Annotated in this window: 15 protein-coding genes; 5 read left to right on the forward strand and 10 right to left on the reverse strand. The window is 60.5% G+C overall.

Translation table 11 applies throughout. The features are described from left to right. Positions 1 to 152: 152 nt before the first annotated feature. Positions 153 to 875, reverse strand: a complete 723-nt coding sequence (locus G9X68_RS09820; protein WP_168310189.1) for a glutathione binding-like protein — start codon at positions 873 to 875, stop codon at positions 153 to 155. A 221-nt stretch (positions 876 to 1,096) separates the two neighbouring features. Between G9X68_RS09820 and G9X68_RS09825 the strand changes: the two genes are divergently transcribed. Both G9X68_RS09825 and G9X68_RS09830 read left to right on the forward strand, forming a co-directional pair. Beyond that, positions 1,097 to 2,053, forward strand: a complete 957-nt coding sequence (locus G9X68_RS09825) for a lytic transglycosylase domain-containing protein (RefSeq protein WP_168310190.1) — start codon at positions 1,097 to 1,099, stop codon at positions 2,051 to 2,053. Between the two features lie 93 nt (positions 2,054 to 2,146). Further along, a complete protein-coding gene (locus tag G9X68_RS09830; RefSeq protein ID WP_171602241.1) occupies positions 2,147 to 3,103 on the forward strand; it encodes an NAD-dependent epimerase/dehydratase family protein in 957 nt (318 codons plus the stop codon). Positions 3,104 to 3,123: 20 nt separating this feature from the next. On the opposite strand, the gene G9X68_RS09835 is transcribed toward G9X68_RS09830, so the two are convergent. From G9X68_RS09835 to G9X68_RS09860, 6 genes are all read right to left on the reverse strand, one after another. Beyond that, positions 3,124 to 4,389 (reverse strand): glycerate kinase type-2 family protein, encoded by a 1,266-nt coding sequence (locus G9X68_RS09835; protein WP_171602242.1) that lies wholly within the window; start codon positions 4,387 to 4,389, stop codon positions 3,124 to 3,126. Positions 4,390 to 4,554: 165 nt separating this feature from the next. Then, positions 4,555 to 5,952, reverse strand: coding sequence for a dipeptidase (locus G9X68_RS09840; RefSeq protein ID WP_171602243.1), 1,398 nt, complete (start codon positions 5,950 to 5,952; stop codon positions 4,555 to 4,557). Between the two features lie 17 nt (positions 5,953 to 5,969). Next, entirely contained in the window at positions 5,970 to 7,028 is a 1,059-nt protein-coding gene (locus G9X68_RS09845; RefSeq protein ID WP_171602244.1) for an ABC transporter ATP-binding protein, read from the reverse strand. Between the two features lie 7 nt (positions 7,029 to 7,035). Further along, complete coding sequence (locus G9X68_RS09850) at positions 7,036 to 7,824, reverse strand: ABC transporter permease (protein ID WP_168724914.1); 789 nt, start codon at positions 7,822 to 7,824, stop codon at positions 7,036 to 7,038. Further along, positions 7,824 to 8,648, reverse strand: coding sequence for an ABC transporter permease (locus G9X68_RS09855; RefSeq protein ID WP_171602245.1), 825 nt, complete (start codon positions 8,646 to 8,648; stop codon positions 7,824 to 7,826). The genes G9X68_RS09850 and G9X68_RS09855 overlap by 1 nt, the downstream gene beginning before the upstream one ends. 103 nt (positions 8,649 to 8,751) lie before the next feature. After that, positions 8,752 to 9,792, reverse strand: a complete 1,041-nt coding sequence (locus tag G9X68_RS09860) for an ABC transporter substrate-binding protein (protein ID WP_171602246.1) — start codon at positions 9,790 to 9,792, stop codon at positions 8,752 to 8,754. 224 nt (positions 9,793 to 10,016) lie between these two features. Here G9X68_RS09860 and G9X68_RS09865 point away from each other — a divergent pair, with 224 nt between their 5' ends. Both G9X68_RS09865 and G9X68_RS09870 read left to right on the forward strand, forming a co-directional pair. Further along, positions 10,017 to 11,942 carry an adenine deaminase gene (locus tag G9X68_RS09865; RefSeq protein ID WP_171602247.1) on the forward strand — a complete coding sequence of 642 codons (1,926 nt, stop codon included), beginning with the start codon at positions 10,017 to 10,019 and terminating at the stop codon, positions 11,940 to 11,942. Positions 11,943 to 12,051: 109 nt separating this feature from the next. Next, the gene (locus tag G9X68_RS09870; RefSeq protein WP_024320638.1) at positions 12,052 to 12,351 is read left to right on the forward strand and encodes a DUF6074 family protein; all 300 of its coding nucleotides are present in this window, start codon (positions 12,052 to 12,054) and stop codon (positions 12,349 to 12,351) included. A gap of 46 nt (positions 12,352 to 12,397) precedes the next feature. On the opposite strand, the gene G9X68_RS09875 is transcribed toward G9X68_RS09870, so the two are convergent. Continuing rightward, positions 12,398 to 13,489 (reverse strand): extracellular catalytic domain type 1 short-chain-length polyhydroxyalkanoate depolymerase, encoded by a 1,092-nt coding sequence (locus tag G9X68_RS09875; protein ID WP_171602248.1) that lies wholly within the window; start codon positions 13,487 to 13,489, stop codon positions 12,398 to 12,400. 213 nt (positions 13,490 to 13,702) lie between these two features. Between G9X68_RS09875 and G9X68_RS09880 the strand changes: the two genes are divergently transcribed. Continuing rightward, a complete protein-coding gene (locus tag G9X68_RS09880; RefSeq protein WP_018241771.1) occupies positions 13,703 to 14,110 on the forward strand; it encodes a low affinity iron permease family protein in 408 nt (135 codons plus the stop codon). On the opposite strand, the gene G9X68_RS09885 is transcribed toward G9X68_RS09880, so the two are convergent. Then, entirely contained in the window at positions 14,107 to 14,466 is a 360-nt protein-coding gene (locus tag G9X68_RS09885) for a low affinity iron permease family protein (RefSeq protein WP_171602249.1), read from the reverse strand. The genes G9X68_RS09880 and G9X68_RS09885 overlap by 4 nt on opposite strands. Positions 14,467 to 14,617: 151 nt before the next feature. Continuing rightward, complete coding sequence (katE, locus tag G9X68_RS09890; RefSeq protein WP_171602250.1) at positions 14,618 to 16,735, reverse strand: catalase; 2,118 nt, start codon at positions 16,733 to 16,735, stop codon at positions 14,618 to 14,620. Between the last annotated feature and the right edge of the window lie 61 nt (positions 16,736 to 16,796).

Consider the following 16,796-nt stretch of genomic DNA (forward strand, 5'->3'; position numbering starts at 1 on the left):
CTGCTTTCAAACCATTCTCCAGACCGCCGCGGCCATATGGCCCGGCGGCTTTTTTGTGCAGGCATTCTGGAAGAATCTCGCTCCGTTGCGCCTTGTTGTTGGGCAATTTCGGACGCAAAACCGCTACGCCCTTTTGCTGCAATTGCTTGGGCTCAATCCGGAACGGGAAGGGCGCGCTGGTTGTAGAGGATCTTGCGGATGCGTGCCTGTTCCTCTTCGGAGAGCTTGCTGTTGTCGGTGCTAAGATCGGCCCCGACCGCAAGGCCGCGCTGAACGCCGGGCCGTGCGCCGACCTCCTCGAACCATCGTTTGAAATGCGTGAATTCGTTGATGTCCTGACCCTGGGCCTGCCAGTTGACGGTCCAGGGATAGCTGACGATGTCGGCGATGGTGAATTCGTCGCCGGCGAGATAACGCCGGTCGCGAAGCCGCATGTTGAGAACGCCGTAGAGGCGGTTGGCTTCGTCGGTGAAGCGCCGCACCGCATAGGACTGATCTCCTTCGCGATCGCCGAGGCGACGGAAGTGACCGGCTTCGCCGAGCTTCGGCCCCTGGTTCGCCATCTGCCAGATCACCCATTGCGTGACCTCGTATTTGCCGCGCAGATCCTGCGGCCAGAATTTGCCGGTCTTCTCGGCGAGGTAGAAGAGGATCGCGCCGGATTCGAACACGCTCAACGGACTGCCGCCATCGGCAGGCTCGTGATCGACTATGGCAGGCATGCGGTGATTGGGGTTGAGTTTAAGATAATCAGGTTTGAATTGGTCGCCCCGCCCGATATTGACCGGCACCAGCCGATAGGGAGTGCCGGTTTCCTCCAGGAAGATCGAAACCTTCTTGCCGTTCGGCGTCGGCCAGTAGTGGAGATCAATCATCTGCGCATCCTCGTTTGCTCGATTTCCTGGTAAACAGGATGACGCGACGACCATGGCAGGTCGAATATGTTTGTTCCAAAATCGATGGCGAAATTAGAAACCTGTGACCAGTCCGTGCCAGCAACTCAGGTGCAGATATGGAAATGGGGGAAGCGTCGGGCCTCGATCGATGATATCTAGAATCCAGCGTCGTGATGGAAGTTCAAACCTCATGAGATCCGATGACACGCCGAAAACGTCAGTCCGACATTGGGAAGAGATCGGCCAAGGCCATGCTTTCGCTCTGTCTTCTGTTTTCCCCAGCGGACACTATGATGGCCCAGCCGGAAGGAAGCACTGGGGCGCCGGCATGTCTCTACTCAGGTCCTTCGGCGTCGGGTTCGGGTGAGACGCTCTGCATCCGGAAAGATAGTTTCAACCGCGACCTTTGCGTCGCGATCGAGCATTTCGCCAGCGCCAATCAATTGCCGCCGGATTATTTCGCCCGTCTCATCTGGCGGGAAAGCACCTTTCGCCCCGATGCGGTCAGCTTCAAGGGAGCGCAGGGGATCGCGCAATTCATGCCCGGAACGGCGAAACTGCGCGGTCTTGAAGACAGCTACCAGGTGTTGGAAGCCCTGCGGAAATCGGCGCAATATCTCGACGAATTGCGCAATCGTTTCGGCAATCTCGGCCTTGCCGCCGCCGCCTACAATGCCGGCGAAAACGGACTTTCCTCTTACCTTGCGTCAGGGAGATTACCTTACGAGACACGCGGCTACGTCCTGGCAATCACCGCGCATACGATCGAGGAATGGAAGGATAATCCGCCGGAAGATGCGGCCGCCCCGCTCGACAAGGACAAGTCCTTCCTCGATGCCTGCGTGGCGCTCGCGGAAAGACGGACGTTGAAGGACACGCCCTGGCGTCAAGAGGGTGAATGGGCGCCTTGGGGCGTCCAGCTTGCGGCGAATGCGAATGTCACGGTGGCCCGGCGCATGTTTCTCGATGCCGTGCAGGATCTGCCCGCTCCCCTGAATGCGGAACAGCCGCTGATCCTGCGCCAGCGCGATCGCAGCTTCGGTTTTCGCCCGCGTTATGCTGCCCGCATCGGCCGGCAGACACGCTTGGAAGCCAACGACCTCTGCAACCAGATCCGCAAGCATGGCGGCACCTGTCTTGTTTTCAAGAATCGATAGTGGGCCTGGTCCGGCCCCTGGATCACGAAAAGTCTGCTTGCAGGATCACCTAAGCGCAGCATATTCGACACGGGAAATGCAAAAGGAGGAACGATGATGCGGGTTTTGGTAATCGGGGCAACGGGCCATGTCGGAACCTATCTCGTTCCCCGTCTGGTGGACGCAGGTCACGACGTCGTCACGATCAGCCGAGGCACGGCGAAGCCCTATACGGCAAACCACGCCTGGGCTTCCGTCGATCAGCGTCAGATGGACCGGGCAGCCATGGAGCGGACGGGTGAGTTCGGCCCGGCCGTGCGTGGAGTGAAAGCCGATATCGTCATCGACATGATCTGCTTCACGCTGGAAAGTGCCGAGCACCTGGTGACGGCGCTGTCGGGGCATGTCGGTCACTTCCTGCATACCGGCACGATCTGGACGCATGGCTACCCCACTGCCGTGCCGACGCTGGAAGAGGCACCGAAATCTCCCTTCGGCGATTACGGCACGCAGAAGGCTGATATCGAAACCTATCTGCTGCAGCAGGCAAGGCTTCGCGGATTTCCGGCAACCATCATCCATCCCGGGCACATTGTCGGTCCCGGCTGGACGCCGCTCAATCCGGCCGGCAATTTCAACCTGCAGGTCTTTTCAACCCTTGCCCGCGGAGAGACCCTGGCGCTGCCCCATTTCGGCTTGGAGACCGTTCATCACGTCCATGCCGATGATGTGGCAGCGATGTTCATAGGCGCGATTGCCAACCGGAATGCCTCGACCGGCGAAAGTTTTCACGCGGTCTCGGAGCAGGCATTGACCCTTCGCGGTTATGCCGAATCCATGTCTCGCTGGTTCGGGCACGAGCCGAAGCTCAGCTTCGCCCCATTCGACGCCTGGGCCGAAAGTCAGACGGCCGAAGATGCGAAGGCGACCTGGGAACATATCGCCCGCAGCCCGAATTGCTCGATCGCCAAGGCCAAACGCCTGTTGGGATACACCCCGAGATACACCTCCCTGCAGGCGGTGCAGGAATCGGTCGGCTGGCTGGTCGGGCAGGGGCGGATCAAGACCTGATCCGCCATCACCGCCGGATCCTAACTGATTAGGATGGCCCTGAAATCATTGACATTGGTTCCGGTCGGGCCGGTTTCGAAGAGATCACCGGTGGCCGCAAAGCCTGAATAGCTGTCATGACCGTCGAGCAGCCGGCGCGGATCGAGCCCGGCGGCGCGAAGGCGCCTTGCCGTGCCGCCATCAGCAAAGGCGCCGGCATTATCCTGCGAGCCGTCGATCCCGTCGGTGTCGGCCGCCAGGACATGAATGTCCTCCTGTCCGTCGATCGCAAGCGCCATGGCGAGCGCGAATTCGCCGTTGCGTCCGCCCTTGCCACCCTTGGTTCTCAGCGTCACCGTCGTCTCGCCGCCGGAAAGGATGACGACCGGCTTCGGAAACGGCCTGTTCCGGCCCGACACTTCGCGGGCGATCGCCGCATGCACCAGCGCCACGTCGCGCGATTCCCCCTCGATCGCATCCGAAAGAATGGCCGGCCCGATCCCCTGCGATTTTGCCAGGGCGGCAGCCGCCTCCAGCGAAACGCCGGCGGAGGCGATGATGTGATGCGCGTGCCGTGAGAAGACCGGATCGTCCGGGCGCGGCGCGTCGGCCTTCGGCGACTTCAGATGGTCGAGTGCTGCCTGCGGCAGCTGCAATCCGTATTGCCTGACAATCTCGAGCGCATCGTGTCGCGTCGAACCATCAGCCACTGACGGCCCGGAGGCGACATGGGCCGGGTTGTCGCCGGGAATGTCGGAGACGATCAGACTGACGACCCTCGCTTTGGTCGCTGCCGCAAGTCTTCCGCCCTTGATAGTGGAGAGATGCTTTCGCACCACATTCATCGCCGAGATCGGCGCGCCCGAGGCAAGCAGCATTTCGTTGAGCGCGATCTCGTCTTCCAGGGTCAGCCCCTCCGGTGGGGCGGGCAGCAGCGCCGAGCCGCCACCGCAGATCAGCGCGATCACCAGATCGTCTTCCGTCAGCCCGTTCACCGTCTCCATCAGCCGCTTTGCGGCGGTAAGCCCAGCGGCATCAGGTACCGGATGGGCGGCCTCGATGATCTCGATGGCGCGTGTCTCGCAGCCATAGCCGTAGCGGGTGACCACCAGACCTTCGAGCGGTCCGTCCCAGACGCTTTCGAGCGCCCGCGCCATCTGCGCCGCGCCCTTGCCGGCGCCGATCACCACGGTCCTTCCCTTCGGCCTTTCAGGCAGATGCGCCTTGATGCCGGTCAGCGGATCGGCGGCGCGAACCGCCGCGTCGAACAGGCTTTTCAGGAAGTCGCGGGGAGCGGTTATCGTCATCGGTGGTCTCTGCTGCCTCGGTGTCGATGGTGATGTGGGATTGTCCGTTATTCTCGGCCTGCTGGATCAGCAGGGTGGGCTGGCCGCACCATAGCCTACGGCATAATTCCTTAAATCGGAATCGATTGAAGGATAAATTATGCAGCAATTCAAAGTGCTACAGCGTCAGTCGGCGAGGGCCGCCAGGATCCGGACCCACGATCGTATGCCTTTATGGAAGCTGGAGAGATCGTATTTTTCGTTCGGGCTGTGGACGCGGTTGTCGAAGCGGGCGAAGCCGACCAGGAGGGCATCGCATCCGAGTCGGCGTTTGAATTCGCCGATGATGGGGATCGAGCCTCCGGTGCCGGCAAGCGCCGCTTCGCATTGCCATTCCGTCGAAAGCGCCTGAAGCGTTCTGGTGAGAAACGGACTATCAATCGGCATCACGGTTGCCGGCGAAAGCCCGTAATCCCTGAAGCTGACCGAACAATCCCTGGGGATACGTGCGCGCACGTGCCGCTGGAAGGCATCGCGGATCGTCTGGGGATCCTGTCCTTCCACCAGGCGAAACGAAATCTTGGCGCTTGCCTTCGCCGGAATGACCGTCTTGAAGCCTTCGCCGGTATAGCCGCCGCTCATGCCATTGATCTCGCAGCTCGGCCGCGCCCAGATCTGTTCGAGGACGGAACGGCCTGCCTCGCCGGCCGGATCTCTGAGGCCAATATCACCGAGAAAGGCCTCCTCGTCGAAGGGCAGTCTTTTCCACAGCGCCTTGATGGCGTCGGGGAGCTCTTTCACGCCATCATAAAAACCCTCGACCGCGACGCCGCCATCGGCTCGCCGCAGGCTCGAAACAACGTCTGACAGTACTTGCAGCGGATTGCGCGCGGCATTTCCGAACATGCCGGAATGCAGGTCTTGATCGGCGCAGGTGACCTCGATTTCCGTACTGAAGATACCGCGCAGCATCGTCGTGACCGCAGGCGTTTCGCGATCCCACATATCCGTGTCGCAGACGAAAACCGCATCGGCCTTCAACTCGTCCGCCGTGGCATCCAGAAAGGGTGCGAGGCTCGGGCTGCCGGCCTCTTCCTCGCCTTCGAGCAGCACGCTCACCTGCACCGGCAGTTTCCCGGTGACGCTCTTCCAGGCGCGGCAGGCTTCGACGAAGGTCATCAACTGCCCCTTGTCGTCGGACGCGCCGCGGGCGACGATCGCGGTATCGCCGTTCGGCAAGGCTTCCATGCGCGGCTCGAACGGATCGCTCGTCCACAGCGCCAGCGGATCGACCGGCTGGACATCGTAATGGCCGTAAAACAGCAGATGCGGTCCGGACGCCGCCTTTTCATGGGCGACGACCATCGGATGGCCGGTCGTTTTGCGCACCGATGCTTCGAAGCCGATGGCAGCCAGGTCCCGGCTCAGCCATTCTGCGGCGGCGCGGCAGTGATCGCGATAGGCGGGGTCGGTCGAGACGCTCGGAATGCGGATCAGCTCGAAAAGCCGCGCCAGGCTGCCATCGAGGCTTTGGTCCACATGGGCAAGAACGGCATCGATATCTTGGTCCATGGCACTAGTCATCGTCTCTCCTCAGCGTTTCAATCTTTCGGATCGAGAATGCAGCATTGCTCTGCTACAGGCGTCAGCACGGCGGACGCCCCTGTTTCCAGTGGATCAGACAGCGCCCCATTGGCGATGATCTCTCCCGCGGCGGTCGTGCATTTGTACTGATAGGCCCGGCCGAGATAGGTGCGCGTGCCGAGCACGGCCGCGATGCCATCACCGTCACGGCTGACGGCAAGACCGTCTGCACGGCAGGCCAGGACGAAGTCGTTCTTGATCGGTCCGAATGTTTCCTGGGACAGCTGCAGCCGCGCTCCACCCGTTGTTTCGGTGGTCACAAGCGCGCCGTTGCGCGCGGTCACCTTCATGCGGATCAGGTTCTCGAATCCGACGAAGCGGGCGACGAAAGCGTTGGCCGGCTGGCGATACAGCACCTCCGGCGCGTCGAGCTGCATGATGCGCCCGGCATTCATGATCGCCACCCTGTCGGAGATCGAGAATGCCTCTTCCTGGTCGTGGGTGACGTAAAGCGAGGTCGTGCCGTTGGCGCGCTGGAGCTGCCTGATTTCGACGCGCATGTCGATCCTGAGCTTTGCATCCAGATTGGAAAGCGGCTCGTCGAACATCAGAAGCGGCGGCTCGATGACCAGCGCCCGGGCGAGAGCCACGCGCTGTTTCTGGCCGCCTGACAGGGCCGACGGCAGGCGGTCGGCGAAGGCCGAAAGGCCGACACGGTCCAGCATGGCCATCGTTCTTTTCGCCCGTTCCGGCTGGGGAATGCGACGCTGCCTCAGGCCGAAGGCAACATTATCCTGGACGCTCAGATGAGGAAAAAGCGCGTAGTTCTGAAAGACCAGGCCGATGTCGCGCGCATGCGCGGGAAGGCCGGTCAGGTTGCGCTCGCCGAGCTTGATGCTGCCGCTGCTTGGCTGCAGAAAGCCGGCTACGAGGCGCAATGTCGTCGTCTTTCCGCAGCCGCTGGAGCCGAGCAGGGAGACCAGCTCCCCGGCCATGACTGAGATCGACAGGTCCTTGAGCACCTGTGTGCTGCCGTAATGGGCGGAGATGGAATCGATGGTGAGGGATACGGTCAAGAGCGTTCTACTTTGTCAGGAAGGTGAGGCCGAGCGTGGCCTCGACGACGGCCATGACGCCGACTGTCACGAACATCAGCAGCACCGAGACCGATGCGATCGTCGGATCGAAGAACTGTTCCATATGCGCAAGGATCTGGATCGGCAGCGTCGAGATGCCCGGCCCGGTCAGGAAGACCGAAACCGACACATCGTTGATCGAGGTGATGAAGGCGAGGATGAAGGCGGCAATGACCCCGGCGCGGATATTCGGCAGGACCACGGTCAGGAAGGTTTTCAGCGGCGGGCAACCCAGGCTGATCGCCGCCTCCTCGACGGAAAAATCGAAGGCCGCCAGGCTGGCGCCGACGACACGCACCGAATAGGGCAGGATCAGCAGGGCGTGGCCGACCAGCAGGCTGATGAAGATCGGCAGCCCGAGGCCGATCGTGACCGATTTCATCAGCGAAAATCCGAAGACGATCTCCGGCACCAGGATCGGCAGGACGAAAATGGTGGAAAGCCAGCGCGGCAATTCCACCCGGTAGCGGTTGATCGCATAGGCCGCCGGGACGCCGATCAGCAAGGAGAGCGCCGTGCCGAGAAAGGCGACTTGCAGGCTGGTGATCGCGGTCGTGCGGAAGGCCTCGATCTGGAAGATATTGACGAACCACCGCAATGTCAGGCCCTGCGGCGGGAAGGTCAGATAGGTCGTGTCGCTGACAGCCGCACCGATGATGATGACGAGCGGCGCCAGCAGGAAGAAGAAAACGCAGGCCGCGAAGGCGGCGAGGATCGGGTGAACGCGCCTGTCCATTACACCGCCATCGGATTGAGCCCGCGTGCTATGCGGCTCATGATGAGAACGACGCCGAGCGTCAACACCACCATGATGGCGGCAATCGTCGATGCGCCGACCCAGTCGAAGGTCACCATGGCGCGCTGGTAGAGGAAGGTCCCCATCATCATCTGCTTTTCTCCGCCGAGCAGTTGCGGTGTCGCATAGGAGGTGAAGCTGCCGGTGAAGACCAGGACCGCGCCGACGATGAGGCCGGGTGTCGCGAGCGGCAGGATCACCTGAAGGAATGTCATCAGCGGTCTCGCGCCGAGCGAGGCGGAGGCGTCGATCAGATCGCGCGGGATGCCTTCAAGCACGCCGACGAGTGTCAGGATCATCAGGGGAACGAAGAGATAGACCATGGCGACGATCACCGCGCCTTCGGTATAGAGCATCGAAAGCGGCTCGCTGAGGACGCCGGTCGAGATCAGCATGGCGTTCAGGATGCCGTTCTTTCCGAGAATGATCAGCCATGCGAAGGATCGGACGACGACACCGGTCAGCAGCGGAAAAACCGCTGCGACGATCATGATGCTCTTTGCGCGACCCGGCATCTGCGCGATCACATAGGCGGTGATGAAACCCACAGTGAGCGAAATCGCCGTCGTGATCAGGGCGATCTCGAGCGTCCGATAAAGAACCGCCCGGCGAAAGCCGCTGCTGAAGAATGTTACATAGGGCGCAAACACGCCCTTCGGCTCCGCAAACGTCGCCGCGATGGTGATGGCCACCGGAACGATCAGAAGCACAACGACGGCAATCGTCGCCGGCATCGTCAACACCCATCTGGCAAAAGGCTTCATCTCGAAACTCGTCGCATGTCCGATTGTTCAGAGCGCCGCATCTTGGGTCCGGATGTGCGGCGCTTCAATGTCTGGCGGCGTATCGGCCGGGATATCGCGTAGCTTACTGACCGAAGACTTCGTTCCAGCGATCGATCCAGTCGGCCTTGGCAGCGTTCATCTTGGGATAGTCGATGCGGGTGAGGCCTGCCACCATATCCGGGCCATAGGTCCAGATCTTCGCCTGGTCCGGCGTCAGGCTGACCTTGGTCGAGATCGGTGCATCGACGCCTTGTTCGGCTTCAGCCTGCTGGACGTCTTTGGACAGGATGAAGTTGATGAACTGATGGGCGAGTTCGACATTTTCCGAACCCTTCGGGATGTTCACGGTATTCAGCGTGGCGATGTCGCCGTCCTTGAGCTTGGCCCATGTCATCGTCGGAACGGCCGCCTGCATCGATGCCAGGGTGAAGTCCTGGGCCAGCGCAACGCGCACTTCGCCTGTTGATATCAGGTTCACCAGCTCCGAGCCGGTGTTGTAGTTCTTGACGACATTGGGCTTCAGCGCCTCGATTTCCGAAAAGGCCTTGTCGGTGTCTTCATAGGCATCTGCGCCGCCATGTTTGCCGGCTTCCAGAACGACCAGCGGGCCGGCCGTGGTGGTAATGCCGGGCAGGGAGACGGAGCTTTTCAGGTCCTCGCGCCACAGGTCGCCCCAGGCAGTGATCGGCGGGTTGACCTTGGCGGAATCATAGACGATGCCGACGCGACCGATCGTGTAGGCGGGGCCGTATTTGCCCTGAGGCGCCTTGCCCAGCTCGTAAATGTCAGCAAGGTTGGGGATCTTCGACGGATCGATCTCCTGGAACAATCCCTGTTCAATGCCGAGCTGCGAGAAGCTGTCGGTGAGATAGATTACATCGACGCCCTTGCCATCGCGCAGTTTCAGCTTGTTGAGCCGGTCGGCATTGTTGCCGGTCTCGAACACGATCTCGCAGCCGCAGATCTTCTTGAACGGCGTAATGATGTTCGCATTCATCTTCTCGCCGTTATAGCCCCACCAGGAGATGGTCAGCGTCTTCGATTGCGCATGGGCCGCAGCGGTGCTGCCGACGGCGGCAAGCAGCGCAAGAGACAGGATTCGGGCAAAACGTCTGACCTTCATGAGCAATGTCCTTCTGTGAAAAGCGGCGTTGGCAATCGGGATTATACCTCCAGGATTTGAGGGATACTATTTTTTGATCTGTCAGGCCGCAAGCTCAATAATTGGGCAAATGCGCTCTTGTGTCGGGAATTTTCCGGGGTCGGCCGATCAGCTAACTCTCGGTTGATGACGCCTGGTCATCGCTCACAAAACGTGTGGTTCATCAGCGCTTTACACATCCGGGCATGGTCTCTACGGTCCGGCGGTTCCAGCTTCTCACGGGCATTCCATTCATGGCCACTTCGCGCACTGTTCTTCCTGATGATCTGCTGATCAACGCGTCCGACGAGGTTCTGACACGGCAGGATCTCGTGCTGACGGCGCTCGGACGCCGGCCGGCCGACAGGTTGCTGCGAGTCGGCCGGTTGCTTGATGTCCATACGAGGACGTGGCTTGACGATCAGGAGATCGTCATCAAGGGCCGCCGTATCGCCTATGTCGGCCCCGCCGGCAGTTACGCAGGCGAAGTGAGCGAGCGGTTCTCGGAGCCGGATCTTGCGGCCGTGCCGGGCTTCGGCGAGGCACACAAACATATCGAAAGCTCCCATCTGACGCCGGAATGGGAGGCGGCTTTGGTGATGCCGCATGGCGTGACCTGGACATGCGAGGCGAGCCACGAATTTTCCAACGTCAACGGCCCCCGCAATCTGGAATTCTGGCTGGAGGCGCGCCGGCGCGGATCGCCGATGAAGATCTTTCCCCTGCCTGGCTCCGCCGTGCCGCCGACCGCCTATGAATGGGGTGGCGGCTGGTTCGGCTACGATGAGCAGAAGGCCTTCCTTTCCGAAAGCCTGATGGTCGCCGGGCTCGACGAGGTCATGGACTGGCCGTCCATATCCGATCCCGGCAATCCTTCCTACGATCGGCTGTGGGGCATGATCGGCGCGACCTTCGAGCAGCGCGGCGTGGTCGAAGGCCACGGTGCCGGACTGCGCGACATGGCCTCGATCAATGCCTTTGCCGCGGCGGGTCTCGCCTCCGATCACGAAGGCTGGTTTCTCGATGAAATCTGGCAGAAGCTTCTTCACGGCCTTTTCATCGAGCTCAGGCCGCATTCCCTGCCGGAGGTCATCCGCGGTCTGATCGACAAGGGACTGACGGACTGGTCGCAGATTGCCCTGGTGACCGACGATCGCAGCGCCTCGGAAACACTGAAAATCGGTGCGACCGACCACAATGTTAGGCTCGCCATCGAAAACGGCCTTGCGCCGGAGATCGCCATCCAGTGCGTCACTCTCAATCCGGCACGCCATATGCGGCTGACGCCTTGGGTCGGATCGATCGCGCCGGGCCGTTTCGCCGATTTCGTTCTTCTCCGCGACGTCGCCAGACTGTCGATCGAAAAAGTATGGGCGGACGGGCGTCCTGTGTCCGAGGGTGCGACATTCATTGGCGCGCGTCCTGAAATCGACTGGCCGCAATGGGCGACGCGCACCGTGAAAATAGACAGGACGGTCACGGCTGACGATTTCCGCATAGAGGCGCCGCCGAACCGGACCGCGGTCAATGCAGCACTTTTGCGGCCGTTTCACTGGCACGACGATTTCATCACCATGGAATTGCCGGTGGAGGATGGCGCCGTACAGAGGGATCCCGCGCGCAATGTCACCAAATTCTCGATTGTCGACCGGTTTTCCGGGGAGGCCAAGGTCTCCAGGATGTTCTGGCTGGGTACCGGACCACGCACGCCGGACACGGCGCTCGCCTCCACACTCGGGCACGACAAGCACAATATCTGGACGGTCGGCTCATCGGATGAGGCGATGGCGATATCAGTCAATGCCCTGAACGAGCAGCAGGGTGGCTGGGTGCTGGTATCCGGCGGCAAGATTCTCGCCCGCGTCCGCTATGAGGTCGGCGGCCTGATGACGGCGCGTTCGGCCGAAGCGCTGGATGCGGAGATGCAGGCTCTTTATGCCGCCGGCGCCGGGATCGACTGGATGTACGAGCCGACCTTCTCGCCCCGATGGTGGCCGGGCTTTCCCGAACGCCTGTCGTTTGCGACGCTGACCTGCTCGCCCTGGCGCTGGGTCCTGGTCGCGCCGTCGGAGCTGGCGCCGGAGGGGTTCGTGAACGTGCTCACCGGCAAAACCCATCCGATTGTCTGGTGACATTGCGGCCCGCTAAATTTCCACCTGATTGATCTTCTTACTGCAACAAATAGAAAGCGTTAACCATAGTCCCGTAGACAACGAACAGGATCAAAGGAACCTGTGTTCGATGGCTACTGAAATGACCCGCCGGCCTGCCGGCGCCAATGAAGGCAGAATTATTGCCTTTCCCGCTGGAACCGGAACTGCCAATATTGAGCGTTGCGCTCGCGAACTCGGCCGGCGGCATGGCGCAGATGCGATAGAATTCTGGAAGGCCGAATGCCGCAGGCTTGCCGATCAGCTTCTGGCGGCCGGGATGCCGGAGAGCGATGTCGGTCAGCGGGTGCTGCAGTTTCAGCAAGATGTCCAGAGCGAACTGGTCTTCAGCCACCAAAACGGACCACTGCCCAAGTCTCAAAACCGATAGCGGCGATCTCGCGGCATCCAGCGGGATAGCCATAATGTCCTCGGAACTACCGCATCAGCCCAGCGGACCGGAGCGCATCTTCAATGACCTTCTGAATGCCGCCTCGGTCGCTGCCCGCGCCGAATGGATCTGCGGCGTTTTCCGGTTGTGCGACAGAGGGTTTTGCGTCGCGCCGTTTTTCAAACGAGGGGAGCAAACCCCAGGACCTGGCAATTTCGACGGTCGATGAAATTCCGACGTCAAGCATGAAGGGGCCGCTTGCCCCGTAGCCGGTGCTCACGTCAAGCGGTGTGCCGTGATCCATCCCGGCAATTGCATAGAGCTCGATCACGTCGACATCGTGAGCGTCGGTCCAGACCTTTCGCTGGTGTCGTCCGATATCTTCGACGCGGCCCGGCGATGCGTCGACGCCGTGGATATTTCTCCATTGCTCCACGATCGCATTCGCATTGGATGGCACGACGGTTCTGTCTGCGGTTCCCTGCCAGAGTGACAATGTCGGCCACGGGCCTTTGTGCCGTGAAGCGTTTCTCAATCGCAGTTCAGGCTCTTTGCCGGTCGGGCCGCCGTGACCGCGCATTCGGTCGAACGCCTCGGGAATGGTCGCAGCACTTGCATATGGCAGGCCCGCGATGATCGCGCCGCCTGCAAAAACCTCGGGATAGGTGGCGAGCATGGCGGCGGCCATGGCGCCGCCCGCCGAAAGCCCGGTCACGAACACGCGCCTACCGTCGATATCGTGTTCCGCAACGACCTTTGCAATCATCTGGCGAATAGAAAAGACCTCGCCGTGATCCCGGCTTATGTCTTCCGGGTTAAACCAATTGAAGCAGAGGTTTGGATTGTTTGCCCGTCGTTGTTCGGGAAACAGCAGTGCGAAGCCGTAGTCCTCGGCCAATCGCGACCACCCGGATCCGATATCATACCCGGCGGCGGTCTGGGTGCAGCCGTGCAGGACGACGACCAGGGCCATGTTTTTCCCGCGCTTTGACGGCAAATAGGTGTAGCCCCCCAAAGCGCCCGGGTTTGAGCCGAACGCGTCCAATGCGACGAGATCGGGGTTGTCCTGCCTGGGTTGGGGGCGAAGCGTTCCTCGCAGCGCAGCAAGGCGTGCAAGGGTGTCTGACATAGATCTCATGAAAAGTCTCCGCCAATCAGCAGCCGGGATGGCGATGATGCTTAACCAAACGTCTCAGCCTACGAAAAGTTGCTGCACTGCACAATATTTTTTTAGCGCCGCGAACGCGCGCGCGATCCTTCTCGTGACCTTGGCGCGAGGAACTTCGGCCCGGATCTGGAGTTGACGTTGTCGATAGACAGCATTGGCGCTGCGACCCAACGAGGCATTCAGATGTCGAACAAATCCAACTTCTTCTCTTCCTTTGCAACCGCCGTCGCCGACCTCTCTGGAAAGCCGTTCACCTTCGTGGCGGCCTTGGCGCTCGTGCTTGTCTGGGCGGTTTCCGGCCCGTTTTTCGGCTATTCTGAAACCTGGCAGCTCGTGATCAATACCACTACGACCATCATCACCTTTCTGATGGTGTTTGTGTTGCAGAACAGCCAGAACCGTGACGGAAAGGCTCTGCAAGCCAAGCTTGACGAACTCATCCTTACGAGCCAGGCAGCCAACAAATTTGTTGGTATCGAAAAGCTGGAGGAGGGCGAACTCAGGGAAATGAGCAAAACCCTTGCCGAAAAGGCTGAATGCGTCGAGGAAAAAGCGGACGAGAAATCCGCCGCAGAGGCAGCATCCGCCTAATTCGCACTCTCCGAGATTTGGCCGTGGTGTTGCTGGCGCATTCCCTCGATTGCGTCGGCGTCTTTCTTCTCGGCCGCAATCCAGTGGTTTCCTGCCTTGCTTGATCGGATCAATTCATCGAGCTTGGTATGGAGTGCCAGCATGTCCCGATTTTGGGAGTGCTGCACCAGCAGCAAAATAAAAAATATAATAAGTGTCCCGACCATATTGGTCAGCAGAAACCACTGCCGTGGGAAGGAAAAGCTAAGACCCACTACCGCCCAAATGGCTGCGAACGCGATCAGCGTGACAGGGACCACACGATGGCCTGCCCATAAGACGGCCAAGTCAGAGATCTGTCGAAAGCGCCAGCGCATACGGCTCTCCACAGCGCGTAAAAACGAAGATGGAGCGGCTTCCATCACCTGGGCTTAATAAATAGGGCGCCGCAAACGACATAAAACCCGCGCTTCCGCGGGTTTTATTCTGACGACTAGCCATTCTCGTGCGGAGATGACGACGAGACGGTCAATTCAATTTGACCGATGGCTCCCGACCCCAGACCCGCAGTTTGCCAAGCGCTTTGATGAAGGCGCTGACATCTTTCGCCGCTCCGAGCGCAATCACGCCCTCATCCAGGGAATCGGCAATTCCGGCCTTCTGCATCAGCGGCAGCGCTGTTTCCACATAGCCGATGAACTTGCAGTGCACGAAGGCATCCGCCACGAAATCGCGGGCCGTTGCCTCCTTCAGCAGATCGCCGGTTCCCTCGGCCGAGGGGAGGAGGGCGACGGCGTCGTAAAGCACCGAAGGCCCGCCGTCGATCATCTGATGCGCCTCGATCCAATTGCCGTCCGAGAGCGTCACACCGCCGATCTTTGGCGCGATCACTTCGAACGCTGCCTTCTGCTCGGTGATCTCGGCAAGCAGCGCCTTGAAGATCGCGGCATCGGTGCCGTCGCTGACAAGAATGCCGAGTTTGCGTCCTTCGAACCGTTTCGGACCGCGCTCTATGATGCTGAGCGCCGGCGACGGCTCGAGATCCTGCCGCGTCGGCATAGCGGCATCGGCAGGCTTCGGCATCGATTTAAAGCCGAGGGCGTGGCCAACCTTGCTGGCCAGCGTCTCATCGATGTTCATCAGATGCGAGACCATCCGCTCGCGAATGACCGGCGTTTCGACCTTACTCAGTTCGAAGATCAGCGCCGCGGCGATATGGCGTTGCTCCGGCGGAGTCTGGCTGATGTAGAATTGCCGAGCCTGGCTGTAATGATCGGCAAAGCTCTCCGGCCGCAGCCGGACCTTCGGCCCCTGCTCCTCGGCCGGGAAGTGGCGATAGCCCTGAACCGGCGATTCCCGTGGCCCTTGATTCCAGGAGTTCGGCTGGTAATTGACGCGCCCGACGGGATTGCGCATCGCCATATGGCCATCCTGCTGGAAATTGTGGAAGGGACACTTCGGCGCGTTGATCGGCAGATGGGTGAAATTCGGGCCGCCCAGACGTTTCAACTGCGTGTCGAGATAGGAGAAGTTCCGTCCCTGCAGCAGCGGGTCGTTGCTGAAGTCGATGCCGGGTGGAACGTTCTGCGTCATGAAGGCGACCTGCTCGGTCTCTGCGAAAAAGTTTTCCGGCATTCGGTCCAGCACGAGACGGCCGATCGGTTTGACCGGAAGGATCTCCTCTGGAATGATCTTCGTCGGATCGAGGATGTCGAAGTCGAACGTGTCGGCGAAGTCCTGATCGAAAAGCTGCACGCAGAGTTCCCATTCCGGAAAGTTACCCGACTGGATCGCCTGCCAGAGGTCGCGGCGATGGAAGTCCGGATCCGCACCGTTGATCTTGACCGCCTCGTTCCAGGCGACGGATTGCAGGCCGAGCTTCGGTTTCCAGTGGAACTTGACGAAGGTCGATTCATCCGCTGCGTTGACGAAGCGGAAGGTGTGAACGCCGAAACCCTCCATGAACCGGAACGATCGCGGAATGGCGCGGTCCGACATCACCCACATGATCATGTGCATGCTTTCGGGCGTCAGAGTGATGAAATCCCAGAAATTGTCATGCGCCGACTGGGCCTGCGGAAATTCCTTGTCGGGCTCCGGCTTGACGGAATGGATGACGTCGGGAAACTTGATCGCGTCCTGAATGAAGAAGACCGGGATGTTATTGCCGACCAGATCCCAATTGCCCTGCTGGGTGTAAATCTTCACGGCGAAACCGCGCACGTCGCGCGCCAGATCGAAGGAACCCTTGCTGCCGGCAACGGTCGAAAACCGCACGAAGGCCGGCGTCTTTTCGCCGGGCCGCTGGAAAAGATCGGCCCGGGTATAGGCGGCCATCGATTCATATGTTTCGAAGTAGCCATGGGCTCCATAGCCACGCGCATGCACGACCCGCTCGGGAATGCGCTCGTGGTCGAAATGAAAGATTTTCTCACGGAAGTGGAAGTCGTCGATGAGGGCAGGGCCACGGGCGCCAACGCGAAGCGTATTCTGATCGTCGGAAACGGGGCCGCCTTGCGCTGTAGTCAGCACCGGCATCCCGTCTTCGGCGAACTGATGAAGCTCACCACCTGCACCGCGGTGCAGCTTCTGATCATGGATCGTTGCATTGTCGGAGGGCGAGGTTTTGGATGTGTTCTTGGCCATCTATATTCTCCGGAAAGGGTTTGACCTAACCGAAGCTCCACAACGGCCACATGTTCCGCTC

This window comes from Rhizobium changzhiense, assembly GCF_013087625.1.
Taxonomy (GTDB): domain Bacteria; phylum Pseudomonadota; class Alphaproteobacteria; order Rhizobiales; family Rhizobiaceae; genus Rhizobium; species Rhizobium sophorae.